The organism is Salinispora mooreana (assembly GCF_000379065.1).
In the GTDB taxonomy this organism is placed as follows: Bacteria; Actinomycetota; Actinomycetes; order Mycobacteriales; family Micromonosporaceae; genus Micromonospora; species Micromonospora mooreana.
Map to the genome: position 1 here is coordinate 1 of NZ_KB900614.1, position 24474 is coordinate 24474.

General features: G+C 70.6%; 19 protein-coding genes, 1 tRNA gene and 1 pseudogene. 11 read left to right on the forward strand and 10 right to left on the reverse strand.

Annotated features, from left to right (window positions below):
- A partial coding sequence (locus SALPAC6_RS0100005; protein WP_018251389.1) for a hypothetical protein occupies positions 1–206 on the reverse strand: 206 nt, incomplete at its 3' end.
- Positions 207–296: 90 nt separating this feature from the next.
- On the opposite strand from SALPAC6_RS0100005, the gene SALPAC6_RS0100010 reads away from it, so the two are divergent.
- The gene (locus SALPAC6_RS0100010; protein ID WP_026189173.1) at positions 297–1259 is read left to right on the forward strand and encodes a phosphatase PAP2 family protein; all 963 of its coding nucleotides are present in this window, start codon (positions 297–299) and stop codon (positions 1257–1259) included.
- A 15-nt stretch (positions 1260–1274) separates the two neighbouring features.
- Here SALPAC6_RS0100010 and SALPAC6_RS0100015 read toward each other — a convergent pair whose 3' ends face one another.
- From SALPAC6_RS0100015 to SALPAC6_RS0100025, 3 genes are read right to left on the reverse strand one after another with little or no spacing between them, the layout of a single operon-like run.
- Entirely contained in the window at positions 1275–1835 is a 561-nt protein-coding gene (locus SALPAC6_RS0100015) for an AfsR/SARP family transcriptional regulator (protein ID WP_018251391.1), read from the reverse strand.
- Between the two features lie 4 nt (positions 1836–1839).
- Positions 1840–3042, reverse strand: coding sequence for a TIGR02679 domain-containing protein (locus SALPAC6_RS0100020; RefSeq protein ID WP_018251392.1), 1203 nt, complete (start codon positions 3040–3042; stop codon positions 1840–1842).
- The gene (locus SALPAC6_RS0100025; protein ID WP_018251393.1) at positions 3039–3245 is read right to left on the reverse strand and encodes a hypothetical protein; all 207 of its coding nucleotides are present in this window, start codon (positions 3243–3245) and stop codon (positions 3039–3041) included. Before SALPAC6_RS0100025 ends, SALPAC6_RS0100020 begins: the two co-directional genes overlap by 4 nt.
- 53 nt (positions 3246–3298) lie before the next feature.
- Here SALPAC6_RS0100025 and SALPAC6_RS0100030 point away from each other — a divergent pair, with 53 nt between their 5' ends.
- Together SALPAC6_RS0100030 and SALPAC6_RS27025 are read left to right on the forward strand one after the other, a co-directional pair.
- Complete coding sequence (locus SALPAC6_RS0100030) at positions 3299–4141, forward strand: IS5 family transposase (protein ID WP_018251394.1); 843 nt, start codon at positions 3299–3301, stop codon at positions 4139–4141.
- Positions 4142–4620: 479 nt separating this feature from the next.
- Positions 4621–6294: a recombinase family protein gene (locus SALPAC6_RS27025; protein ID WP_080635978.1), complete on the forward strand. Its 1674-nt coding sequence runs from the start codon at positions 4621–4623 to the stop codon at positions 6292–6294.
- Here SALPAC6_RS27025 and SALPAC6_RS0100045 read toward each other — a convergent pair.
- Positions 6276–6359: transfer RNA gene (locus tag SALPAC6_RS0100045), tRNA-Leu, on the reverse strand. The two genes, SALPAC6_RS27025 and SALPAC6_RS0100045, sit on opposite strands and share 19 nt — an antisense overlap.
- A gap of 212 nt (positions 6360–6571) precedes the next feature.
- Here SALPAC6_RS0100045 and SALPAC6_RS0100050 point away from each other — a divergent pair.
- The 5 genes from SALPAC6_RS0100050 (at position 6572) to SALPAC6_RS0100070 (ending at position 15163) form a co-directional block, all read left to right on the forward strand.
- Positions 6572–7834, forward strand: coding sequence for a tetratricopeptide repeat protein (locus tag SALPAC6_RS0100050; protein WP_018251396.1), 1263 nt, complete (start codon positions 6572–6574; stop codon positions 7832–7834).
- Positions 7835–7981: 147 nt separating this feature from the next.
- A complete protein-coding gene (locus SALPAC6_RS0100055; RefSeq protein WP_018251397.1) occupies positions 7982–10585 on the forward strand; it encodes a fibronectin type III domain-containing protein in 2604 nt (867 codons plus the stop codon).
- Positions 10586–10610: 25 nt separating this feature from the next.
- Positions 10611–11603: an AAA family ATPase gene (locus SALPAC6_RS0100060; protein ID WP_018251398.1), complete on the forward strand. Its 993-nt coding sequence runs from the start codon at positions 10611–10613 to the stop codon at positions 11601–11603.
- 3 nt (positions 11604–11606) lie between these two features.
- Positions 11607–12821, forward strand: a complete 1215-nt coding sequence (locus SALPAC6_RS0100065; RefSeq protein WP_018251399.1) for a DUF58 domain-containing protein — start codon at positions 11607–11609, stop codon at positions 12819–12821.
- Complete coding sequence (locus SALPAC6_RS0100070; RefSeq protein WP_018251400.1) at positions 12797–15163, forward strand: DUF3488 and transglutaminase-like domain-containing protein; 2367 nt, start codon at positions 12797–12799, stop codon at positions 15161–15163. The genes SALPAC6_RS0100065 and SALPAC6_RS0100070 overlap by 25 nt, the downstream gene beginning before the upstream one ends.
- On the opposite strand, the gene SALPAC6_RS0100075 is transcribed toward SALPAC6_RS0100070, so the two are convergent.
- A complete protein-coding gene (locus SALPAC6_RS0100075) occupies positions 15051–15959 on the reverse strand; it encodes an SDR family oxidoreductase (protein WP_018251401.1) in 909 nt (302 codons plus the stop codon). The genes SALPAC6_RS0100070 and SALPAC6_RS0100075 overlap by 113 nt on opposite strands.
- Positions 15956–16930, reverse strand: a complete 975-nt coding sequence (locus tag SALPAC6_RS0100080; protein WP_018251402.1) for an LLM class F420-dependent oxidoreductase — start codon at positions 16928–16930, stop codon at positions 15956–15958. The genes SALPAC6_RS0100075 and SALPAC6_RS0100080 overlap by 4 nt, the downstream gene beginning before the upstream one ends.
- Positions 16931–17030: 100 nt before the next feature.
- On the opposite strand from SALPAC6_RS0100080, the gene SALPAC6_RS0100085 reads away from it, so the two are divergent.
- A complete protein-coding gene (locus SALPAC6_RS0100085) occupies positions 17031–17909 on the forward strand; it encodes a DUF1028 domain-containing protein (RefSeq protein WP_026189175.1) in 879 nt (292 codons plus the stop codon).
- A gap of 13 nt (positions 17910–17922) precedes the next feature.
- On the opposite strand, the pseudogene SALPAC6_RS25155 reads toward SALPAC6_RS0100085, so the two are convergent.
- A pseudogene (locus SALPAC6_RS25155) lies at positions 17923–18309 on the reverse strand (maleylpyruvate isomerase N-terminal domain-containing protein); the annotation flags it as partial.
- 3 nt (positions 18310–18312) lie between these two features.
- Positions 18313–19194 carry a phosphatase PAP2 family protein gene (locus tag SALPAC6_RS0100095; RefSeq protein ID WP_026189176.1) on the reverse strand — a complete coding sequence of 294 codons (882 nt, stop codon included), beginning with the start codon at positions 19192–19194 and terminating at the stop codon, positions 18313–18315.
- Positions 19195–19457: 263 nt separating this feature from the next.
- Here SALPAC6_RS0100095 and SALPAC6_RS0100100 point away from each other — a divergent pair, with 263 nt between their 5' ends.
- Positions 19458–21575, forward strand: coding sequence for an MMPL family transporter (locus tag SALPAC6_RS0100100; RefSeq protein ID WP_018251406.1), 2118 nt, complete (start codon positions 19458–19460; stop codon positions 21573–21575).
- A 34-nt stretch (positions 21576–21609) separates the two neighbouring features.
- Here SALPAC6_RS0100100 and SALPAC6_RS0100105 read toward each other — a convergent pair whose 3' ends face one another.
- On the reverse strand, positions 21610–23067 hold the full coding sequence (locus tag SALPAC6_RS0100105) for an MFS transporter (protein ID WP_026189177.1): 1458 nt from the start codon (positions 23065–23067) through the stop codon (positions 21610–21612).
- Positions 23068–23435: 368 nt separating this feature from the next.
- On the opposite strand from SALPAC6_RS0100105, the gene SALPAC6_RS0100110 reads away from it, so the two are divergent.
- Positions 23436–24350: a PhzF family phenazine biosynthesis protein gene (locus SALPAC6_RS0100110; protein WP_026189178.1), complete on the forward strand. Its 915-nt coding sequence runs from the start codon at positions 23436–23438 to the stop codon at positions 24348–24350.
- The last annotated feature ends 124 nt before the right edge of the window (positions 24351–24474 follow it).

A 24474-nucleotide genomic window follows, 5' to 3' on the forward strand; every position in this document is an offset into this window, starting at 1 on the left:
AGGCGGCCCTCGATGCGGCCGACCCGCGTCATGAGCCCGGGGCGGCCGTCGGGGAGGCCGGGGCGGGGTGGCTCGCCGACGAGGTCGTCAACGAGCCGGGACACCTTGCGGCTGGTGGTCAGCGTCCCGCGGGCGGCGCGGCGCAGCACCTCGCCGGCGGCGCCGACGGCGGCGATTACCGCCGAGATGTAGAGCAGTGTCTCCACCGCGGACTCCTGACGTGCGGCTAGCTAGCCTTGACGGTCATGACTAGCACCATTCCTCGGAACGAGAGCGGACAGCAGCCCCACCCTCCGGTGACCCACCGCCGGATGTTCGCCCTGTCGCTCTGGACGGCCGCGTTCGCGATCTCCGCGGTCTTCCTCGGCGTACCGACCAGCGATCCGTTTCTCCTGCTCGGCTGGCTGTGGATGGCGACGATCGCGTGGAACAGCCACCTGCCGTGGCGGAGTCACCTAGCGTTTGTCCGGGACTGGGCGCCCGTCCTGCTCATCCTTTTGGTCTACAACATCTCCCGGGGGTACGCGGACGGGCTGTCGGCGCCGCACGCCATCGAACTCGTCCGGGCCGATCAGTGGCTGTTCGGCTGGCTCCTCGGTGGCGATGTCCCGACTGTCTGGTTGCAGCGGCACCTGTGGCAACCGGGGTCGGTGCAGTGGTGGGAAGTCGCGGTCTCGCTAATCTACTTCTCGCACTTCCTGGCGGTGCCGGCCGCCGCCGTGATGCTCTGGGTGCGGTCGAGACAGCGATGGAAGCGGTACATGTGGCGATGGATCGTGCTGACGCTTGCGGGTTTGGCCACCTATTTCGCCTACCCCGCGGCGCCCCCGTGGTGGGCAGCACAGCCGCAGCACGGCTCCCTCATCGCCCCGGTGGAGCGCATCTCCACAAACGGTTGGGAGGCGCTCGGGCTGCATAGCGCGGGCAATGCCCTCAACGCGATGCAGGTGGAGGCATCGAACCCAGTCGCCGCCATGCCGTCCCTGCACACCGCCTATGCGCTGCTGGTCATCGCGTTCTTCCTGCCGACCGTGCAGCGACGGTGGTGGCCACTACTGCTTGCGTACCCGTTGGCCATGGCTTTCACTCTAGTATACACCGCTGAGCATTACGTGATCGATATCCTGGCCGGCTGGACCTATGTGGGGGTCACCTTCATCGTCGTCGGCCGAGTGGAACGGTGGACCCGATCTCGCGATGAGGGGGAAGCCGAACAGGGGCGGCCGGCCATGCCGGCCGCCCCTGTTCGACAACAGTAACGGTTCGGTGTGCGGCTACAATAACGTCTGGCCCGTGAGAATTGCGACATGCGCTTTTTTGAGGTCGGGTCCGGGTTCAATTCCGAGGTCGCCGACAAAAAGCTGATGGGTGGTCTGATAAAACGCCAAGGCCTCGACCGAACGTCCGCTCCGATAGAGGGCGACCATGAGCCGCAGACGTAGACCCTCGTCGTAGGGGTCCTCAGCGAGGCGTTTGATCAACTCGGGAGCCACCGCGGCGTGTCTGCCGAGCGAGAACTCGAGATCTACGAGCAGGAGCAACGCCAGTCGCTGCCGCTCGCGGAGCATCGTCCGGCATTCGTCGGCGAAGGGAGCGTCGACGTCGGCCAAGGCGGGGCCACGCCAGAGATTGAGCGCGCCCCGCAGCCTCGTGGCCGCCCGCTCTCGGCAGCCTTTGGCCGACTGCCGCTCCGCTTCCGCACAGATGTCCTTGAACTGGCGCACGTCGGTGTCAACCTGCGCCTCCGCCAGCCGATATCCCCCGGGGAGCGTCTCGATGACGTGCCGCGGCTGGCCGAGGCGTTCGAATGTGCGCCGCAGCCGCGAGACGTGCACTTAGCTATGGCTCGGCTCCGTCGGTCATGGCGTGGCGAGACAGCCCCCGGAGCCGGACCACCGGGTCAGTTGTCGCGCGGCTGGTTGGAGTGAGGTCGGCGATCAAGGCTTCGAGCCGGGCTTCCTCGTACAGGCCGTCGGCGTCGGGCAGCCATTCGGTGGCACCGGGCAGGGCGAGCATTTCGGTGAGGAAGCTGCGGCCTGCGGTGTCGCGGTCAGCGGTGACCCGTAGTTGGACGCCGGCGGCGGCGAGGTCGCGCAGCAGTGTCCATGCCGCTGAGGAGGGTCGTCCGTAGATGCACACCAGCGGTAGGCAAGCGGTGCCGAGTCGATCGGCGGCGGCCTCGGCGACGGCGGGGTTCTCGCAGACGCGCACTACGGTCAGTCCGGATGCGAGCGCCCAGTCTGCGCGCAGGCTGCGGCTGGTCAGCCATACCGGTTCGCCATGTTCGGCTGCCGCGCCCGCGATCCGGGCTGCCGGGGCTTTCCCGGTCAGGGGGAGGTTGAGAATCAGGACCGTGGAGGAGACTCCATCGCAGCTGATGCCGTGCTCGGCCCACACTTGTCGCCACTGGTCAGCGGTCAGCGCGGTGTCGGCGGCGGAGGCGGCCTGGTCGGCGGTGGCGGTGGTGGCTGCGAGCAGGCGGGCGGCGGTGCGGCCGAGGTCGTGGTCACGGTCGAGGCGGTGCGGGTCCCCGTAGAGGGTGTTGGCGATTTCAGCGAGGGGTCGGCCGGTGCCGGGCAGAGCGTGCCACAGGTGCTGCAGGTCGTCGGAGCGGCGGGTGGCGGTGTCGGGGTCGGTGCCGAGCCAACGGCGTTTACGGGCAAGCTGTACGGCGTGGTCGGGAAGGCCTGTGGTGGTGAGGCTGGTGTAGGCGGCGTCGATGGTGGCTGCGGTGCGGGCGGCGGCTTGTTCGCGGCGGCCGCGGACGTCGTCGATGGCGCCGCCAGTGCGGGTCAGTAGGTCGAGCAGGTCGTCGCCGGTCCGGGTGAGGGCGGTGCGGAGTTTGCCGAGGGTTACGGGCTGACCGGATGTGTCCCACGCCACGCCAAGGTAGCGGGCCACTTGGGCTCGTTCGGTGGCGGTGAGCTCGACGCGGACGGTGACGCCGTTGCCGGTGCGGCGGTCCTGCAGCAGTTCCCGGACCGCGGTGAGAACCTTGTGCGGGCCGGGCTGAGCGGCCCACCGGTCGGTTGCCGCGCTCATGTGGGCTCACTTTCCTCGATGCCAGCCGCGTCCGGGGATTCCTCGGTGCCGGTGTGGTGGGCGCCGTTGGTGTGCGGTGGCTCGACCGGTGCCGGGTCGGTGAGCATCGTGGCGAACAGGTCAGGGCCGAGATCTTCGGTGCTGCGGCGTGGGGTGAGAGGGTGGTTCGGTAGCTTTCGTCCCTTGTGGGTTTGGGTTGGCATGTGAATGTGAGCCGTAGTCGTAACCGGGGAGGCCCGGCCGCGTTGGGCTGATCATGAATGGACGTGCGGCGTATCCGAGTGACCTGACCGATGATCAGTGGGCGGTGGTCGGGCCGTTTCTGCAGGCGTGGAAGGACCGGCATCCGTCGGTGTCGGGGCATCAGGGCCGCTACGAGTTGCGGGAGATCGTGAACGCGATCTTCTACCAGAACCGGACCGGGTGTCAGTGGGCGTACCTGCCACACGACCTGCCGCCGAAGTCGGCCACCTACTACTACTTCGCCCTGTGGCGTGATGATGGCACCGACCAGGTGATCCACGATCTGCTGCGCTGTCAGGCGCGGGAGCGGGCCGGCCGCCGGGAGGATCCGACCGCGGTGGCGCTGGACACCCAGTCGATCCGGGCGGCCAACCACGTCCCGGCCGCCACGACCGGCAAGGACGCGGCGAAGAAGGTCCCGGGGCGCAAGCGAGGCCTCGCGGTCGACGCCCTCGGGTTGATCATCGCGGTGGTGGTCACCGCCGCGTCGGTCACCGACAACACGATCGGTGTGAAACTGCTGGACAACGTGGTAGCGCACACCCCGACGGTTACCAAGGCGTGGGTCGATGCCGGGTTCAAAGACGACGTGCAGATCCACGGCGCCATCCGAAATATCGACGTCGAGCAGGTCCTTCGGTCCGACACGACGGCCGGGTTCGTGCCGGTGAAACGCCGGTGGGTGGTGGAGCAGACCCACGGCACCCTGATGCTGCACCGCCGCCTGGTCCGCGAGTACGAGAGCCGACCCGCCTCCGCGGTGTCCCGCACCTGGTGGGCCTCCACAGCGAACCTCATCCGCCGGCTCACCGGCACCGCCACCACGTCCTGGCGCGACACAGGCCAGCAGCGGTGACCCCGCCGTCGCTACTGACCCTGCTCACCGAACGCGAAACCGCCGCCGGCCTCACCGTCGAACGGCTCCGCGCCCAAATCGCCACCCTCAACGAACAGCTCACCACGGCCGAGACCGAAGTCNCCGAACTCGCCATCACCCGCAAAACGCTCCTGAGCCTCGGCGACCCACTCGACGCGGCACCACCCGCTGACCCGACCATCGCCAGCCCCGCCTACCAACAGATCCTCACCGTGTTCCACACCGCCACCACACCGATGCGCGCCAAGGACATCTGCCAGGCCCTGGGCACCGGCACCACCGCGAAGGACACCGAGAACCTCCGCGCCAAGCTCAAACGCCTCGTCACCCGCCAGATCCTCACCGAACCCGAGGCCGGACTGTTCACCCTGACCCCACCGTCGACGTAACCCCGACCACCAAGGCCCCTAATGAGCGGTCAAACCCAGTCCGGACATACGCTTCCGAACCACCCTCTGATGCCCACCCCTCAACCAAAACCCTTCGCCTTCTACGGACGCGTGTCGACCGAGGACAACCAGGACCCCGAGTCGTCCCGGAGCTGGCAACTCACCCGGGCGACCACCATCATCCGCCCGCACAGTGGACAAATCGTCACGGAGTACTTCGACGTCGGCCAGAGCCGCTCCCTCCCCTGGCAACGCCGGATCCAGGCCAGCCGTCTTCTCGCCGCGCTCCGCGATCCACGTCGCGGGTTCTCTGCCGTCGTGGTCGGCGAACCCCACCGCGCGTTCTACGGCAACCAGTTAGTGCCACTGTTCACCCACTACGGCGTCGAACTGTGGGTGCCCGAAATCGGCGGTCCGATCGACCCTGACAACGAAGCCCACGAACTGGTCATGTCCGTCTTCGGCGGCATGAGCAAAGGCGAACGTAACCGGATCAAACTGCGCGTCCGCACCGCCATGGCCGCCCAGACCCTCCTCGAGGGCCGCTACCTCGGCGGACGCCCGCCATACGGCTACACACTCCGCGAACTCGGACCCCACCCCAACCCGGCCAAAGCCGCCAACGGCAAACAACTCAAAGGCCTCACCCCAGACGAACAGACCGCCCCGATCGTCCGGCAGATCTTCACCGAATTCCTCGCCGGTATCGGCCTGTTCGCCATCGCTGAAGGACTCACCGCCAACCACGTGCCCTGCCCCTCAGCCCATGACCGCGCCCGCAACCGGCACCGCAGCGGCATCGCCTGGTCCAAAAGCGCCGTACGGGTCATCCTCACCAACCCCCGCTACACCGGCCGGCAAGTCTGGAACAAACAACGCACCGACGAGGTACTGCTCGACGTCGACGACGTCGCAATGGGCCACACCGGCGTCATGCGCTGGAACCCCCGCGACAAATGGGTGGTCTCCAAGGAGATCACCCACGAACCACTCATCGACGACACGACCTTCGAGCAAGCCCAAGCGATACTGCGACATCGCGGACGGGGAACCGGCGGCCAACACCTCCGGCAGCGCACTCGCAACCCGTACGTCTTCCGCGGCATCATCTACTGCGCCGCCTGCGACCGACGCATGCAAGGCCAGTACAACCACGGCGACGCCTACTACCGCTGCCGATTCCCACAGGAGTACGCCCTCGCCAACCATCTCCCACACCCCCGCAACGTGTACCTACGCGAGGACGCCCTCACCGACCCACTCGACACCTGGCTCGCCTCCGCCTTCGCCCCCCAACGCCTCGAACACACCATCACCGCGATGGCCGACGCCCAACCAGTAGCCCATCCGCCCGCAACCGGCATACCAGCCCAGACCATCATCACCGAGTGCGACGCCAAGCTAGAGCGCTACCGCGCCGCCCTCGACGCTGGCGCAGACCCGACGGTAGTTACCACCTGGATCACCCAGACCCAGGCCGACCGCGCCCGCGCCGAAGCAGAACTACACGCACTCGCGAGCACCACCCCACACCGGCTGACCCGAGCAGAAATCACCGCCCTGGTGACCGCACTCGGGGATATCGCCGCCGTGCTCCGCGACGCCGACCCAGCCGACAAGGCCAAGGTCTACCGGCAACTCGGCCTCCGGCTGAACTACCAGCCCGAAACGCAAACGGTGCGCGCTGAAGTGAATCTCAGCGCGCACCGTGGGGAAATGGTTTGTGTCCGAGGGGGGACTTGAACCCCCACGCCCTATACGGGCACTAGCACCTCAAGCTAGCGCGTCTGCCATTCCGCCACCCGGACTTGCGTTGTCCAGCCTACCGCGATGACCGAAGTGATCTTCTCACCTGTCGGCTACCCAGCGGGCCGCACGAGCAGTTACTGTACACCGCCCGGATGGATCATGCACATCGGCACTCGGCGGGCGGCAATACCGGACAGGAGGGCTGTTGCAGTAGCGTCGGGGCACGTCGGGCCGGCAGCATGACCACGTGTCGTATCCCTCGTCCTCCCCCTTGGCCGCGGTGCAACAGCGGGCTCTCGCTCTGCGTCACGTCGGTGACCTGGCCGGCGCGCGTCGACTACTCACCGACAGCGTGGAGTCGGCCCATCCGCCACCGTACGGCCTGGATCATCCCGACGTGCTGGACACCGCGCACCTCCTGGCGCGACTGCACCGGGAGGCGGGCGACCCGAGCGCCGCCCGCCGGGTGTTGGAGGAGGCGCTCGCGGCGGGTGAACGCCTCCGGTCGGATGCCGACCCCCTGTTGCTGGCGCTCGTCTTCGAGCTGGCGACCGTGGCGGACGAACTTGGCAACCGACACGAGGCCCGACGCAACTTCAACCGGATCCTGACCGCCGGTCCGGGCGCGCTCGGGGCCGACCATGCGTCGGTCCGCGCGGCGCGGGCCTACCTCAACGAGGCCGGCCTGGCTGACGGCTCGTCCGGCACGCCGAGCCCTCCGCTTCCCACGCAGCACAGTCCGGGGCGCCCGGGGGCCGGGACGGTCGCGGCGCAGCCCTCGGACGTTCGGCGGGCGCAGCCGCTGGTTCCACCGGTGGCCGCCCCGGGTCCACCGGGTCCGTTTCCCGATCATGCCGGCCATGCGACACCACAGTGGCCGGCGGTCGGACCGAGGCCGGACGGGCACGGCGGCAGGCGACGGCCCCGACCAGACCAATCCTGGGGGCCGCGATCCCCGTACAACTCTGTCGACGCCCGCCCCGCACCTGGGGTTCCGGCCAGTGAGCCCGCGCCGGGCCCGTCCCGGATGGGCGGCGACACCGTTGTCGGTCTGCTGTCCGCCGCACAGCCGGCTCGGGAGCCGCAGCGGCACGGCCGGAACTGGACCGTGGGGGTGGCGGTGCTCGCCGCCACGGGCGTGGCCGCGGCGGCGATCGTCGGCACGGGCGTGGTGATGCACTTTCGGGCCGGTCCGGAGGCCGCTCCGCTGCCGGAGACGCTGCGGGCGTCGGCGGGGGGAATGCCGAGCGGGGCGCCGAGTGCGCCGCCGCCGACGGAACTGAGTTTGCGGGACGACCTGACCTCGGTGACTCTCACCTGGACGGATCCCTCCGGCGGCACCGTTCCGTTCGTGGTTGCCGCCGGTCAGGCGGGGCAGCAGCTGGGGGCGAAGGGGCAGGTGGAGCCGGGGCGGACCAGCTACACGCTCAATGGTCTGAGTGCCGAGGTGGACTACTGCTTCACGGTGTTGGCGGTGTATTCGACGGAGACGTTCACCACGTCCGGGCAGGTGTGCACCAATCGCGAGCGGTAAATTGCCGGGAAGTGCGCTGCGTGCACACCGGTGGACGGTACGGGTTTCCTTGCCGATACAAGCCAAATAGGATGGCACCCGACTTCTGGGAGGGCCGCCGTCTTCGGACCCGTCACCTGCTCAACCGACACGGGGAGGCAATTGGTTGTGGCCACCGTCAACGATGTTGTGACTCCACGTCGCCGGCTTCGTGGTGGGCTGGTCACCATCGCCACGGTGACGGCGCTGCTGGCCGCGATGGGGCTCACCGTGCTCGGGGTGGGTGCCGCCGACAACGCGGTGGCCACCTTCGACGCCAGTTCCTGGCTGTGGAGCAGTGTGCGCGGTGAGTTGGCTCGGGTCAACGGGGTGACGGCGCGGGTGGACACCCGGCTGGAGGTTCCGGGTGCGCGGCAGCATCCGGTGCAGGTCGCCCAGACTGACCGGCTGCTCGTTCTGCGGGATCTGAGCACGGGCCAGGTCAGCTCGCTGGACCTCGCCACGTTGCGGATCCTCGCGACCTCCCCCACCACACCCGGTTTCGGGGTGAACGTCGTGCTGCACGAGGAGGCGGCGTTCGTGGTGGACGCGGTGCAGGGCGTTGTCCGGCAGCTCGACCCGCGTTCGCTGGCACCGATCGGCAATTCGGTCCACTTTCCTCCCGGCATCACCGGTGGTTCATTTGACGGTAAAGGTCGACTGTGGATTGCGGTGCCGAGTGAGGGAACCGTCTCGGCGATCAGTGCCGCGCCGCTGCCGTCACCATCGGCCTCTAGCGAGGGGGGCCTGAACCCAGAGCTGATCGAGACGTACGACATCACCGAACCGCATCACGAGTTGATCGTCTCCGCGCTGGACGACGGTGTGGCGGTGCTCGACCGGACGGCGGGCTCACTGATCATGGTGCGCCAGGGGGATGTGACGCGGACACCGCTGGAGACCTCCGCGCCGGCGGTGCTGCCCGCCCGTACCAACGGGTCGGCGGTGCCGGTGACGGTGCCGTCGCAACGGCAGGTGCACGTGGTCGCCGGCGGGGTCGTCACGAACTTCACGGTTCCCGGTGATGGGGGCGACCTCAGTCCGGCGGTGTCGTGGGCGGGCCGGTTCTACTGTGCCGACGAGGCGACCGGCACCGTCTATGTGCTCGACGAGTCCGGCCGGCTGGTCGATTCGATGTCCGGCGCACCGCTTGGTCCGCTTGAGCTGGAGGTTCGGGAGAACCACCTGTTCATCAACGCTCCGGACGCGTCGACCGCCCGGGTGGTGGACGACCGGCACCGCATGCGGGAGGTCGACAAGTACGCCAACGACGTGCTGGGCGGCGACCCGCCGCCCGCTCCCCCACCGCCGCCCCCGCCGCCGAAGAAGCCGAAGGAGAGCCGGCCGGGTCCACCGCAGGCGGTCACCGCGGCGGCCGGGGACGCCCGGGCCCGGGTGAGCTGGCGGGCCGCCGCCGCCAATGGCGCCGAGATCATCAAGTACGTGGTGTCCGGTGGTGGGCAGCGTGTCGAGGTCGGCGCCAACCAGCGGGCGGTGGAGCTCAAGGGGCTGACCAACGGGGAGACGTACGCGTTCTCGGTGTTCGCGGTCAATGCCAAGGGGGACGGACCGGCCCGGACCAGTAACCCGGTGACGCCGACGGCGGAGGTGCCGGACCCGCCGGCGAGCGCGACCGCCGAGGCGCGCCCGGACGGGACGGTCGCGGTGCAGTGGCCGGCGGCGAACGGGCAGGGCAACACGATCGACCGGTACGTGGTGACGGCCACCTCGGCCGGCACGAACTCCCTGGCCGGGGAGGCGACCGGGACGGAGCTGGTGGTGCCGGCGGGCGAGTTGGAGTTCGGCCGGCAGTACGCGTTCTCGGTCGTCGCGGTCAATGACAAGGGTGCGGGTTCGGCGGCCTCGCCGGTGAGTAACACGGTGGTGCCGTACGCGCCGCCGGGGGAGCCGGGGGAGCTACAGGCCACGACGGTGGCGGAGCAGCCGGGGACGGTCGCGGTGCGGTGGGGACCGGCGGCGGCGAATGGCCGGCCGGTGACGGCGTACCTGGTGGACGTGGGTGGTCAGCAGAGCGAGGTGACCGACACCCGGACGACGGTCGGCGGGCTGGGCGACGGGCAGCAGGTCACGGTCAAGGTCCGGGCGGTCAACGAGGCCGGGCCGGGGCCGGAGTCGACGGTCACCGCGCGGACCGTGGCCGCGCCGAAGGTGACGGTGACCGGTTCGTCGGCGACCGCCACGTCGGTGACGGTGAACTTCACTGTGGATGCCGGCGGTGGCAAGGCGACCTGCGCGCTGAGCACCAGCGGCAAGCCGGCGCAGTCCGGCCCGTGTTCCAGGATCACGTTCTCCGGGCTGACGCCGAGCACGGCGTACACGTTCACGGTGACGGCGACGAACGCGGCCGGCCCGGGCAGCGCGACCCGGGCGCAGTCGACCGCGGTGCTCTACGGGACGGCGACCTGCGAGAACGGCGACTCCGGGGACCAGGCGACATACTGTGACGCCGAAATTGACGGCCACCGCAACGGCAATGAGGTCTTCTCGGTGCCGCGGCAGGATGACCCCCGGCAGGTTGGCTGGGCCAAGCCGGGCACGCGGTTGAAGGCCTACTGCCGGCAGGCGGGCGAGGAGGTCTACGCCTTCGTCTACAACGGGCACAAGAGGAGCACGTGGTGGGTGCAGGTCGATTTCCAGGGGCGCAACTACATTCCGTGGGCCTGGCTGAACCTCGACGGTGGTGACGACATCAACGTTCTGCCGACCTGCTGACCGACGCCAGGCAAGGAGCACCAGCGTGAGTTCCCCCGAGTTGCTCAGTCAGTCGGAGGTGCAGGGCTTCGCCGCCCTCGCCGCCCGGCTGGCCGAGAACATCAACGCGGTTGTCCTGGGCAAACCGGAGGTGGTCCGGTTGGCCCTGACCGCCCTCTTCGCGCGGGGTCATGTGCTGCTGGAGGATGTGCCGGGGGTCGGCAAGACGACGCTGGCCCGGGCGGTCGCCGCCACGGTGCAGGGGCAGTGGCGGCGGATCCAGTTCACCCCGGACCTGCTGCCGTCGGACGTGTCCGGGGTGACGATCTACAACCAGGCCAGCCGGGAGTTCGAATTTCATCCGGGCCCGGTCTTCGCCAACATCGTCATCGCCGACGAGATCAACCGGGCCTCGCCGAAGACCCAGTCGGCGCTGCTGGAGGTGATGGAGGAGCGCACGGTGACGGTGGACGGGGTGCGCCATCCGGTTCCGCAGCCGTTCCTGGTGGTGGCGACGCAGAACCCGGTGGAGATGGACGGCACGTACCGGCTGCCGGAGGCGCAGTTGGACCGGTTTCTGGTGAAGTTGTCGGTCGGCTATCCCGATGAGGCGGTGGAGGTGGAGGTGCTGCGGGGCGCTACGGCGCGTTCTCCCGAGGCGCTGACCCCGGTCACCGACACCGCGGCGGTCGAGGAGATGGTGCGGATGGCGCGCCGGGTGCACATCGCCGAGCCGTTGTACGCGTACGCGGTGCGGATCGCCGCGGCGACCCGGGACCATCGGCAGGTCCGGGTGGGGGTGAGCCCGCGTGGGGTGATCGCGTTGACCCGGGCGGCCTGCGCGTACGCGCTGATCGACGGGCGGGGTTGGATTATGCCGGAGGATCTGAAGCTGCTCGCGGAGCCCGTGTTCGCGCATCGGCTGCTGCTCACCCCGGAGGCGCAGGTGCGGGGGGTGACCCCGACGGAGGTGTTGCGCCAGGCCATCGCTTCGGTGCCGGTGCCGCTGCCGTCCGGGCAGGCCGCGGCCCGCGGTTGAGCTGTGGGGGTTACTGCCCGGGGAATCGGGTTGTGTGTCGCTGCCGCTGCCCTGCTGGCAGCGGGCTTCGGGTTCGCGTACCCGGAGTTGGCGTTGCTGGGCGCGGCGGGGGCGACCGCGGGCGGCTACGCGTTGGCCGTAGCCGCGTGGCGGCCCCGGTTGGCGGTGGTCCGCCGGGCCGAGCCGGACCGGGTGGGGCGCGGTGAGCCGGCGACGATGACGGTGACCGTCCAGAACAGTGGCCGGCTCCGGTCGGCGAACCTGGTCGCCGAGGACCGCTGTGGTGGGGTGCCGGTGTCGGTGCCGGTGTTACGGCTGCGACCGGGGAAGGACACCACGGCCCGGTACGACGTGCCGACGACCCGCCGGGGCGTGGTGCCGGTCGGGCCGCTGCGGGTGACCCGGCGGGACCCGCTGGGCCTGGTGTCCTTGTCCCGCCCGTACGGCGAGACGGTGCCGGTCTGGGTTCACCCGCGGGTCCATCCGCTGGATGTGATGCCTACCGGCGCGGGGCGCAGCCTGGACGGCCGGGTGGATTCCGTCCCGCACGGTTCGATCACCTTCGACTCGCTACGGGAGTACGTGGTCGGGGACGAACTGCGTCGGGTGCACTGGCGGACCAGTGCCCGGGTGGGTGAGCTGATGGTCCGGGAGAACATGGACACCAGCCTGCCTCGCCTGGTGGTGTTGCTGGACAACCGGGCGGTGGCTCATCCGCAGCGGTCGGCGGGGCTGGCGGAGTCGTTCGAGTCGGCGTGTGAGGCGGCGGCGTCGGTGCTGACCGCCGCGTACCGGGCCGACCTGCCGGTGGTGCTGGTGCTGGTGGCCCCGGATGAGGAGGTCAACGCGACCGGTGCACCGGCGGCCGGGGTGGTCGGCCTGGAGCAGGAGGTCAGCGCGGCGGGTGCGCCGGATGCCGGGGTGACGGGCCCGCTGGACCGGTTGGCGGCGGTGGGACTCGGTGCCGACACCCTGGACGCCACCCTGACCCGACTGCGGGGGGACCGCCTCGGCGACACGCTGATCGCGCTCACCGGTCCGGGTGGGCGGGCGACGCTCGGCCGGTTCGGTGCGCTCCGCGGCGCGTACGCGTCGGTGGTTGTCGGGGTTTTCGGGGCGGCGGAGCCGGCGCAGCCGCCGACGACCGGCTTGGTGGTGATCGACGCTGTGGACGGGGCCGCGTTCGCCGCCGAGTGGGATCGGGTGCGACGGTGGTGAGGATCGCCGAACGCGGTGCCGGCCTCCCCGCGGGCAGGAGATCACTGCTGGCCTCGGAGCTGCTGCTGGCGGTGGTGCTGGTCGTGCTGGTGGCGCTGGCCGGGGTCGTCCTCGGGCGGATGTACGCCGGGGGTTTGCTCCCGCTGCTGGTTGCCGGTGCCGCGACCGGCTCGGTGCTGGTGGGGGTGCTCTGCCGGCGGCTGCCCTCGTGGCTGGTGGCGCCGCTGTCCGTCCTCGGGCTGGCGGCGTGGACACTGTGGTCGTTGCGGCTCACCGCCGATCGTGCCGACCTGCCCGGCCCGCTCGTGGAGATCGCTGGCGAGGCCGCCCGCAACGGCATTCCCCGACTGTTGACCGCCATGATTCCGGTGGAGCCGACGCCGGACACGGTCCTCGTTCCGGTGGTGGCCGCCTGGTTGGCCGGGCTGGCCGCGAGTGAGGTGGCGTTGCGGGCGGGTCGGGTGCTGCTCGGGTACCTGCCGCCGGTGCTGCTCTTCGCGGGCGCTGTCTACCTGGTCGGGCCGAACGCCGAGCCGGCGGTCGGGCCGACGCTGGTCTTCGTGGCGGTGGCGGTGCTCGGGCTCGCGTTGCCGGGACGGGGCCGGCCGGCCGCTGCGGACCGGATGGCCGGGCTGCCGCCGAAGGCCCGCGCGGCGACGCGGATTCGGCTCGTCGGGGCGTCCACGGCCGGTATGGCGGTCGTGGTGGCACTGGCGGTCCTGCTCGGTCCCGCGCTCGTCGGCATGGTCGGCGGCCGGCCGGTTGATCCGCGCCGGTACGTGGAGCCGCCCCGCGTGGACTCGCTGGACGAGAATCCGTTGATCCGTATCTCGGGTTGGGCGCTGCATCCGGAGCAGAAGCTGCTGGACGTGACGACCCTCGCCACCGCCGGGGCAGACCCGGCCACCAACGGGGCAGACCCGGCCGGCGCCGGGGCGCGGATCCGGCTGGCGGTGCTCAGTGACTATGACGGGGTTACCTGGCAGGTCGGTGCGACGTACCGCAACGCCGGCCGGATCCTCCCGGCGACGGACACCGCCCCGGGGAGCGTCGTGGAGACGGTCCGCCAGGAGCTCACCGTCGCCGAGTTGACCGGGCGGTTGCTGCCGGCCGTCGCCACCCCCCGGGAGGTGACCGGGGCGCGGGTGGCGTACGACCCGGCGACCGGGACCCTGATTCACCCGGAAGGGCTGGCCCCCGGGCTGCGGTACACGGTGCTGTCGGCTCAGGAGCGGCCGGAGGTCAACCTGCTGGCCATCGCGGAGGTGCCGGCCGGCGCGGAGGTGGCTCGGGTGCTGCGGGTCGCCGACGGGGTACCGGAGTCGCTGCGCCAGCTGGCGGAGCAGCTCGGCGAGTCGGCCGGCGCCCCGTACCAACGGGCTGCCGCGGTGGAGCAGTTCCTCGCCGAGCACTATCGGCTGGTTCCGGACGCGCCGAGCGGGCACGCATACCCGAATCTGGAGTTCTTCCTGTTCGGCCCACGCAACGCGGGTGGGCAGCGGGGAACGTCGGAGCAGTTCGCGGCGGCGTTCGCGGTGCTGGGCCGGCTGGTGGGGCTGCCGACCCGGGTGGTGGTCGGCTTCCGGCCGTCGGGCGACGGGCCGGTGCGGGCCGGGGACGCGTACGCCTGGCCGGAGGTGTTGTTCGACGGGCTGGGCTGGGTGCCGTTCGATCCGCTACCCCAGCCGGACACCGAGCCGCGGCCGGTCGAGGAGGGGTTGCGTCCCCCGCCGGAGAAGCCGCCGTCGCCGACGCCGACGCCGAGCACGGAGCCGACGGTCACTCCGCAGGCCTCCGGCGCACCGGTGGGGCCGGCAGACGCCGCCGGCGGTTCACCGTCGGTGCTGCTGGTCGGGGGTGTTGCGGTCGGGGTCGGGCTGGCCCTGGCGGCGATACTGCTGCTGACGCTGCTGTGGCTACGCCGGGCACTGAGCCGGGGCCGGCTGGAGCGGGGCTCCCCCGGTGCGCGGGTGGGTGGGGCCTGGCGGGAGGTGACCGACGCGCTGCGGCTCGCCGGGCAGCCGGCCACCGGTGATTTGGCCGCCACCGAGGTCGCCGTGGTGGCGCACGACGTGTTGGTGCGAGCCCGCGGGGCCGACGGTGAGCCGACGCTGGTCGCGGCGGTGGGGGTCACTGGGTTGGCGGACCTGCTCAATCGGGTGGCCTTCGCCCCGGGCACGCTCACCGAGCAGCAGGCGGAGCGGGCCGCGGCGATCGCCCGGGCGTATGTCACGGCGCTGCGGGTGGCCCGTCCCTGGTGGCGCCGTCTGCTGTGGCCGGTCCACCCTGGTCCGCTGCGCCGGGAGTGGGCGGATCGGCGCCGGCGGAGCGCCCGGACCTGACTGTCGTCCCGGTCAGCCGACGTACGAGTTTACGCAGCCCGGCCTGCCAGCCGTCGGGGTCCTCCGCGCGGCGGCGGGCGTACTCGGCGACCTCCGGGTGCGGCAGGATCAGGAACCGTTCCTCGGCCAGCCCGGCGACCACCGCGTCGGCCACCTGCTCCGGGGTGAGCACCGCGCCGGAGGCGGCGACGACCCGCGCGGCCAGGTGCCCCGCGGCCAGTCCTTCGGAGAGCATCGGGGTGGCGACGCCCTGCGGGCAGAGCGCACTGACCCGGATGCCCCGGTCTCGGTAGGTGATGGCGAGCCACTCGGCGAAGGCGACCGCGGCGTGCTTCGTGGCCGCGTAGGGCGCGTCGCCCACCGCGGTCAGCACCCCCGCGGCCGAACAGGTCATGAGCAGGTGCCCGCCACCGCGGGCGAGCATCGTCGGCAGCACCGCTCGGGCGGTGTAGACGTGGGCGAGCACATTGACCTGCCAGGCCCGATCCCAGTCGGCGTCCGGGGCGGCCACTCCCCCACCGGTAGCCACGCCAGCGTTGGCGCAGAACAGATCAATCCGCCCGTAGCGTCGCTCGGTCTCGGCAACCAGCGCGTGGACCTGCTCCTCGTCGGTGACGTCCACCTCGACGGGCCGGGCGACGGGGCCGACCACGTCGGCGACCGCGCGGGCGGCCGTGGGGTCCAGATCCGCTACCACCACGGCCGCCGCTCCCTCCGCCGCGAACCGCCGGGCCAGCGCGGACCCGATCCCCCCGGCCCCGCCGGTGATCACCGCCACCCGGTCGGTGAGGTTCATCGGGGCTCACCCCCGCCCAGCCCGGCGAGCACGTCGAGGAGAACCGCTGCGGCGCCGGCTGCCAGCTCGGGCGTGGGCAGCAGCGCCAGTACGGGCACGTCCACCCCGGCGGCGGCGTACCGCTGCACCTGGGCCCGGCACTCCTGCGGGCTGCCGTGCAGGACGAGCGCGTCTACCACCTCGTCCGGCACCGCCGCCCCGGCGCCCCGCCGGTCTCCCGCGGCCCAGGCCGTCCACATCGGGCCGAAGAGCTCGGCGCGCCCCAGCCAGCGGTGAAACTCCGCGTACGCCGGGACGGTCAGGTAGCTGGTGATGAGCCGGCGGCCCAGCGCGCGGGCGTACCCGGCGTCCGTGGTCGGGCAGACGAAGATCCGCGCGACGACCTCGAAGCCGGGGCGACGTCGGCCGAGTGCGCCCAGCACCTGCGGTAGGTCGGTGGCGGCGAGCCAGTTGAGAATCACGCCGTCGGCTTCAGCCGCGGCGAGCCGCAGCATGCCGGGGCGCAGCGCGGCGAGCAGCAGCGACGGGGGCACGGCCGGCGGGCGTTCCAGGGTGAAGCGCCGGACGGCGAAGGTGTCGTACGCTCCGTCGACTGTCTCTCCGGCCAGGGCTGCGCGCAGGAAGCGAAGCACGTCGCGGGTACGTCGGTACGGCTCGCTGAACTCGCCGGCGTTCCAGTCCCGGACGATCACCGGCGACGAGGCGCCGATGCCGAGGGCGAACCGATCGGGGGCGGTCTCGGCGAGGGCGGCGGCGCTCATCGCGAGCAGAGCCGGTCCGCGGGTGAAGACCGGTGTCACCGCGGTGCCCAGCCGCAGCCGCGGCGCCCAGGCGGCGGCCAGCGCCAGCGGCGTGAAGGCGTCCGCCCCGGTCACCTCGGCCGACCAGACGTCGGTGAAGCCGACCTGGTCGAGCGCGCGGTAGACCGCGGCGTGGTCGGCCAGTGGGATCCCGCTCAACGGTACCGTCATGCCCCATCGCGTCGTCATCGGTCGATGATGTCCGGCCGGCGGGCGGTGGGCAAGATCTGGTCTGGCCTCCCTGCCCGCTGCCCGCGCTACGCTGCGGCTCGTGACTTTCTCCCTCGTCGCCCGCTCCACCGACGGCCGGCTACACGGAGTGGTTGTGGCCAGCAGGTTCCTCGCCGCCGGGGCGCTGGTGCCGGCCGCGGAGGCCGAGGTGGGCGCGATCGCCACCCAGGCGCACGTTAACCTGGCCTACCGGCCGCAGGGCTTGGCGCTGCTCCGGACCGGGGTCGGCGCTGTGGGCGTGGTCGCCGGGCTGGTCGCCGCCGACGACGAGCGCGACCACCGCCAGCTCGGTGTCGTGGGTGCGACCGGCCCGGGTGCCTGCTGGACCGGCCCGGCCTGCCGATCCTGGGCGGGCGGGCAGTCCGGGGATGGCTGGGCTGCGCAGGGCAACATCCTCGCCGGCCCGCAGGTGATCGACGAGGTCCGCGACGGCTGGCTCGGTGGCCGGGGGCTGCCGTTCCCACAACGCCTCCTGGCCGCGTTGCGCGCCGGAGACGAGGCGGGTGGAGACCGGCGCGGGCGGCAGAGCGCCGGGCTGCTGGTGGTCGAGCGCGGCGCCGGGTACGCCGGCACCGGCGACGTCCTGATCGATCTGCGGGTGGACGACCACCCGGATCCGGTCACCGAGCTGAGCCGGCTCCTCGCGGCACACACTCGGCTGTTCGGCCGTCCGGACCCGGGCACCCTGCTGGATCTCACCGGGGCACTCGCGGTCGAGGTGGCCGGCCTGCTCACCGCGCTCGGGCATCCCGCCGAGCCGGCCGCTCCACAGGAGGCGCTGGTCGCTTGGGCGGGTCTGGAGAACCTGGAACGGCGACTGGTGCCGGGCCGGATCGACCCGGTCGTGCTGGAGCAGCTACGCCGGGCCGCCCCGCAGGTTCCCGCGCCCCGCGCTGGCCGCACCCGACCCACTACCTGAGCCGCTGGCGCGAAGCCCCAGCAGCGCGGCGGCTCGGGGCCTGCCCCGAAAGCGGGTCGTCGGCGAGCGTCGTGGCAGTCAGGCAGCGTCCCGCTCGGTGGCCACCTTCGATGCGGTCGGCGTCTACCGGCGGGGTGAACTTGGCCGCTCCGAAGTAGCCGGCGGCGTCAACCCGTGCCCGGGGCGGGGCGGGGGCCGCGAGCATCCCGGCGAGCCGGCCGACACCGGTGTGCACGTGGGCGATCAGGTCTCGGACGGTCCACGGCGGGCAGTTGGTGAGCCGGTCCAGGTCGGCCTCGGTCAGGTCCCGCAGCTCGGCCGCGAGCCGGACGCATTCGTCCCGAAACGCCGCCCGCACCGGCGTGAGCTCCGGCGGGTTACCGATCGTCTGTTCCACCATGGCTCAGCCCGCGTTACGGGGGATGAGGCGGTGCGCACTGACCAGGACCAGGGCCATGACGATGGCCATCGTACCGGCGATCTCGGTGGCGCCGCCCGCGTAGCCGGCGAAGAGGGGCCGGCGGGCCAACTCGTTCGGGGCGATCCGGGGACCGTCGGCGAGCCAGGCCAGGGCGAGACCGCCGGCGACGACCGCGAGCAGGCCGCCCGCGCCGAGTAGCACGGCGGCGAGCCGGTGCGCGTCGCCGGGGTCGACCTTCGCTCGCCCTCGCTGCATGATCAACAACACCAGCCCGCCGAGCGCCGCCCAGACCCCGACCACCAGGTACGCGGCGATGGCGTCGCTGGGTCGGTGCCATCCGGCGGAGAGAGTGGCCACGCCGACGGCGGCGGCGTAGCCGGTGCCGAGCAACGCGCCCAGGACTCGGACCGTCGGCGGCAGGACGAGGACCAGCGCCACCGCGACCGAGGCGGCGACGGTGGCGTGGCCGCTGGGCAGACTGTTGCCGGCGAAGATCCGTTGCGGGTCGATGCCGAAGTCAGGCCGGGCGAGGCTGTACTTGAGCGCCTGGGTGGTCAGGTTGGCGCCGACGATGAGCAGGGTGGCGGTGACCGCGAGCGCGACGCGGCCACGGATCAGCGCGATGAACCCGATCACGGCGGTGGCGGCCAGCAGCGCCGCCAGCGACATGGCGTTGAGGATGCGGTTGACCGGTCCCTCGATGCGGTCCTGGCCGATCCGGTTACCGGTGAGGGCGACCGTGTCGAGCCACTGGCCGAGCTCGGTGTGCAAGGCGGTGCGCCACACCACGATGAGGGCGACTGTCTGTGCCAGCGCCAGTATGGCCACCCAGACCGCCGTCCCACGCCTTGCCGTGTCATGCACCCGGACAACCTAACGGCAGGTGACATCGACTGGCCGGGCGGCCCGCACCTTCGACTTTTCACCTGTTCAGCGGAGCACGGCGGGAAGTCGGGGTGTGATCTGCCAAGACCCCGGACAGTTGACCCATGTCAGATCCGGCCGTGCGCTCGCGCCCGAGTGAACGGAGGGCACTGCTGTCGGGGGCAGACCCGCTACTGAGCGCGGGGCCGCTCGGCAGGTCGGGCCACCGGTACCAGCAAGCCGACCGGTGACGGGGGGCTGCGATGCCTTCTCGCCACGTCGGCACCCTGATCGCGGTGGTGGTGACCCTCGCGTGGCTCGTGATCGGCGGTGTGGCTCACTCCTTCCCCGGCCGTCTCGGCGAGGTGGAGACCGACAACTTCCAGACGTTTCTTCCCGCTGACGCGGAGTCGCAGCAGGCGCAGCGGGACAGCCGGGACATCACCGGTGCGGATACCACGCCCGCCCTGGTGGTCTACGAGCGTTCGGCGGGGATAACCGCCGACGACCAGGAACGGGCGATGTCTGACCTGAACCGCTTCGGTCAGGTGCAGTGGGTTGTCGGGCCCCTCGCACCCCCCGTCCAGAGCCAGGACGGGCAGGCCCTGCTGGTGGTCGTCCCGATCGACAACGCCGTGGGGCAGGCGGAGAACGACGTCATCGACCAGCTACGCGCGATCACCGGCGGCGACCAGGGCGGACTGACCATCGAGGTCACCGGTCCGGCCGCCTTACGTGGCGACCTGATCACGGTGTTGGCCGGGGTGGGCGGCGAGTTGCTGGTCGTCACCCTGGGGGCCGTGCTGGTAGTCCTGCTGATCATCTACCGAAGTCCGATCTTGTGGGCGCTTCCGCTAATCTCCGCCGGGCTCTCGTACGGGTTGGCCACGGTCTTCGTGTACTGGCTGGCCGACGCGGATGTGATCAAGCTGAGTGGGGAGTCGCGGGGGATCCTCACCGTGCTCGTCTTCGGGGCGGGCACCGACTACGCGCTGCTGCTCATAGCCCGCTATCGGGAGGAGTTGACCAAGCGGGCTCGCCCCGTTGACGCGATGAAGGTGGCGTGGCGCGGTGCTGCTCCGGCGATCGTCGCCTCCGGCTCGACGGTCATCCTTGGCCTGCTCGCCCTGCTGTTGTCGGTGCTCAGCTCCACCCGCTCCCTCGGACCGGTCTCCGCCATCGGCATCGCCTGCACGCTGCTGGTGATGCTCACCTTCCTCCCCGCGCTGCTCGTCCTGGGTGGGCGGCGGGTGTTCTGGCCGCGGACTCCGCGGCCAGAACAGCGGGCCGCAACCACCTCGCACCGATTCTGGACCCCGGTCGCCCGCCTCATCGGCCGGCGAGACCGACTCGTGTGGGTGACCGCCGCCATTGGTCTCGGCGTGGCCGCGATCGGGGTCACCCAGCTCGGAAAGCAGGCAATCAACCAGGATGACCTGCTCTTCTCCGGGAACCGGTCGTCGGTCAGCGGGCAGCGTCTGCTTGACCAGCACTATCCCGGCGGCACCGGCAGCCCGGCCATCATCGTGACCAACGCGGAGGCCGTTGACCAGGTCACCGCCGCGGCCCGTCAGGTGTCGGGCATCGCCTCCGTCGCACCAGTCACCGCGGCGGGTGGGGCCTCGACCGCAGCGGAAGAGGCCGGGGCCGCGCCGAAGGTGGTCAACGGACGGGCGCAGCTCAACGCAACCATGAGCGACGCGCCGGACGGTGACAGCGCCGAGCAGACCCTGCGTCGACTCCGCACCGCCGTGCACGCGGTTCCCGGCTCCGACTCCGTGGTCGGTGGCTTCACGGCAACAAATGTGGATACGGCCAACGCCGCCGACCGGGATCAGCAGGTCATCTTTCCGGTCGTCCTGGCCGTGATCCTGCTCTGCCTCGCGGTGTTGTTGCGCGCCCTGCTCGCACCGATACTCCTGGTCCTGACCGTGGTGCTCTCCTTTACCGCCACCGTGGGTATTTGCGTGCTGATCTTCCGGTATCTGCTTAACGTCCCCAAGGTGGACCCGGAGTTCCTCCTGTTCGCGTTCGTCTTTCTGGTCGCCCTGGGAGTGGACTACAACGTCTTTCTGATGAGCCGGGTTCGGCAGGAGTCCGAGCGGCTGGGCACCCGACGTGGAGTGCTGTCCGCACTCACCGTCACCGGTGGGGTGATCACCTCAGCCGGTGTCGTGCTGGCGGCGACCTTCGCGGCGCTGACCGTGCTCCCGGTTCGAATCCTGGTGGAGTTGGGCATCGCCCTTCCGATCGGGCTTCTCATCGACACCATCGTCGTGCGCTCCCTGCTGGTGCCGGCCCTCACCCATGACGTTGGTCGCCGAATCTGGTGGCCGAGCCGGCTTGAGCGAAGCGGCGGTGGCCCACCGGGCACCGATTGACCGAAACAGCATTCATATCCGGCGAGGATGCGCCTCACCGCGATCGGGAACGATTCGCCAAGTCGGTCAGAACAGCGACAAACGCGATGACGAAGAAGCAGATAATGACCGCTATCGCAATTCGGAAGGCGAGGAGCCAGTCACCGGTTCTGTCCAGGCTGGCGAAGAGCGCGGTGCCGACGACGGCGACCCCGAACCCACCCCCGAAGCGCTGACCCGTCTGGAGCATCCCCCCGGCACTGCCACCCTGGGCCGGTGGCACGTGTGCCAGGGCCAAGGTCTGGTTCGGAGCAATGACCAGCCCGCCGCCGACACCGGCGGTGACCAGTCCACCGCCCAGGCCAGCCAAGAGCAGTGGCAGGGCGGCCGTATGTGGGGATCGGGGACCCGGTAGGAACAGGTCGATGATCAACATCAGGGCGAGCCCGACCGCTCCGCAGGCCAGCCCCGCGGCGATCAGTGGCCGCCCGATCCGTTTGGACTTGGCGCCAGCAGCCGCCGAGCCGACGGCCGTGCCCAGAGCCAACGGCATGAGGGCGATGGCCGCCACCAACTCGTCGTGCCCGAGCCCTCGCTGCAGATACTCCGATACCAGGTAGTAGATGGCCTCGTAGCCGGCGAAGTAGAACGTGGCGATGAATGCGCCCAGGGTGAACGACCGGATCCGGAACAGGCCCAGGTTGAACACCGGCTCGCCGCGGCGGGCATAGAAACGCTCCCAGTAGAAGAAGGCGACCAGCGTCGCCAGGCCGGCCGGTAGGAGCAGCCAGCGGAGCAGCTCCGGCCACTGTTCTCCCTGCATCAGCCAGAGCAGCCCCAACCCGCACATCAGCAGGAAAGCACCGATCAGGTCCATGTCGGGTCGCTGCCCCCGCTCGGCGACGGGGAACAGCCGCCACCCGAAGCCGGCGACGATGACCCCAAGCGGAACATTGATCAGAAAGATCCACCGCCAGCCCTGCTCGCCGCCGACGGTAACCAAGGCGCCGCCGAGTATCGGACCGACCAGTCGGGAACCACTGACTCCGACGGCCAACAGCCCGAGCGGGCGCTTCCGGTCTCGGGGCGAGAACATCCGCTGGATCGTCCCGAACACCTGGGGCAGCGCTATCCCGATGCCAACTCCCTGCGCCAACCGACCAATAATCAGCCACTCCCCGGACGGGGCGAGACCGCAAACCATGCTCGCCACCACGAACAACATGACGCCGGCCACAAAAGTGTTGCGCCGGCCACGCTGGTCGCCGAACCGGCCGGCTGGCACCAGCGTCAGTCCGAAGGTAAGAAAATATCCGGAGACCAGCCATTGCTGACCGCTCGAGCTCAGGTCGAACACACGTCGGATCGTCGGCAAAGCGATCACGAGCAGGGAGATGTTCAACCCGCCCAGAAACAACGCCAGCAGTCCGACGGTCGCCGCCGGCCAGGGCCGGACCGACCGACCCGACCCGGTCCGGGGCGCCTCCCCCGCCTCCAGCTCACCCTCGTGCATCTGGCGATCCGGCACCAGGAAGAACCATCGTGGTCAACTCTTCGGACAGGCGGTGGCGAGTGCGATCACTCCGACAGGCATCGCCAACCCCACTCACCCCGTAGCCGCACGTCAGCTTCCGACCGGACAACATCGACTCGGCGGCCCGACCACCGGCGCTCCCCAGCTTGAAGAGTGCGCCGAAGCCCACCTTATGGGTGACACCAGCAGGCGGCCGGATCATCGGAACCCACTCACCCCAACGTGCCGGGCGAAGCGATGGCGTTACGGGCACTCAGGCGTGCAGGACTCCACCCCAGAGCTGGCACCAGCAGCGTCGAGCGGCAAGGCCTTCGCCAAGGTACGAGACATCCCCTAGAATCATGATCATGCAAGTTCTTCGATACACCGCGTTCACTGACGATCCAGCGGGTGGCAACCCGGCTGGTGTGGTGCTGGATGCCACCGGGGTTGACGACGCGGAGATGCAGCGCGTAGCGGCCGAGGTCGGGTACTCCGAAACGGCTTTCCTCGTGCCCAGCGATCAGGGGCACTTCGTGGTCCGCTATTTCAGCCCGAAAGCGGAGGTCCCGTTCTGCGGCCACGCGACCATCGCGTCAGCCGTCGCGTACGCTGAGCGACACGGTCCGGGAGTGTTGCACCTGAGTACCCGCGCCGGGGCGGTTGAGGTTTCCACCACGGTGCCGGCGGAGGGCACCGTCACCGCGACGTTGGTCAGCGTCACACCACAGACCCAACCGATCGCCGCCGACGACCTTGCGACGCTACTGGAAGCGTTGCGCTGGACACCGGGCGACCTGGAGGCGACGCTACCGCCACGGGTCGCCTTCGCCGGGGCGTGGCACCCGATTGTCGCCGCTGGAAGCCGCGCACGCCTGGCCGATCTGGACTACGACATGGCGGCGCTGACCAATCTGATGGCCGAGCGTGACTGGACAACCATCAACCTGGTGCACCAGGAGTCGGCAACGGTGTTCCACGCGCGGAACCCCTTTCCACCCGGTGGTGTCGTGGAAGATCCCGCCACTGGCGCGGCGGCTGCGGCGCTGGGTGGCTACCTGCGCGAACTGGGGCTGGTGACGCCCCCCACAACGGTGACTGTGCACCAGGGTCAGGAGATGGGCCGTCCAAGTCTGCTCACCGTCCGGATTCCCGCTCGACCCGGAACGGGGATCGCGGTGACCGGTGCTGCCGTTGCCCTCTCCCCACTCGGTGCCACCGGTGCGGGCACGGCTCCTCGGGCCCGGCGCCCAGCAGCGCCGGAACCACGGTCAGCACCATGAATCCGTGGTAACTCGCCGAGTGTATCGATCGTTCGCCTCGGCCCGACTCCGGCGGCATGCCAGCCGAGCCGGGCAGCGAGTGCTGCGGGATGCATCCCCCCGTTGCGCTCCGAATGGAGCTGAT

Coding starts and splice junctions, on each gene's coding strand:
- SALPAC6_RS0100020 (WP_018251392.1), bottom strand. CDS start 3,042: ATGAGCGCGGCAACCGACCGGTGGGCCGCTCAGCCCGGCCCGCACAAG.
- SALPAC6_RS0100025 (WP_018251393.1), bottom strand. CDS start 3,245: ATGCCAACCCAAACCCACAAGGGACGAAAGCTACCGAACCACCCTCTC.
- SALPAC6_RS0100030 (WP_018251394.1), top strand. CDS start 3,299: ATGAATGGACGTGCGGCGTATCCGAGTGACCTGACCGATGATCAGTGG.
- SALPAC6_RS27025 (WP_080635978.1), top strand. CDS start 4,621: ATGCCCACCCCTCAACCAAAACCCTTCGCCTTCTACGGACGCGTGTCG.
- SALPAC6_RS0100075 (WP_018251401.1), bottom strand. CDS start 15,959: ATGAACCTCACCGACCGGGTGGCGGTGATCACCGGCGGGGCCGGGGGG.
- SALPAC6_RS0100080 (WP_018251402.1), bottom strand. CDS start 16,930: ATGACGGTACCGTTGAGCGGGATCCCACTGGCCGACCACGCCGCGGTC.
- SALPAC6_RS0100100 (WP_018251406.1), top strand. CDS start 19,458: ATGCCTTCTCGCCACGTCGGCACCCTGATCGCGGTGGTGGTGACCCTC.
- SALPAC6_RS0100105 (WP_026189177.1), bottom strand. CDS start 23,067: ATGCACGAGGGTGAGCTGGAGGCGGGGGAGGCGCCCCGGACCGGGTCG.
- SALPAC6_RS0100110 (WP_026189178.1), top strand. CDS start 23,436: ATGCAAGTTCTTCGATACACCGCGTTCACTGACGATCCAGCGGGTGGC.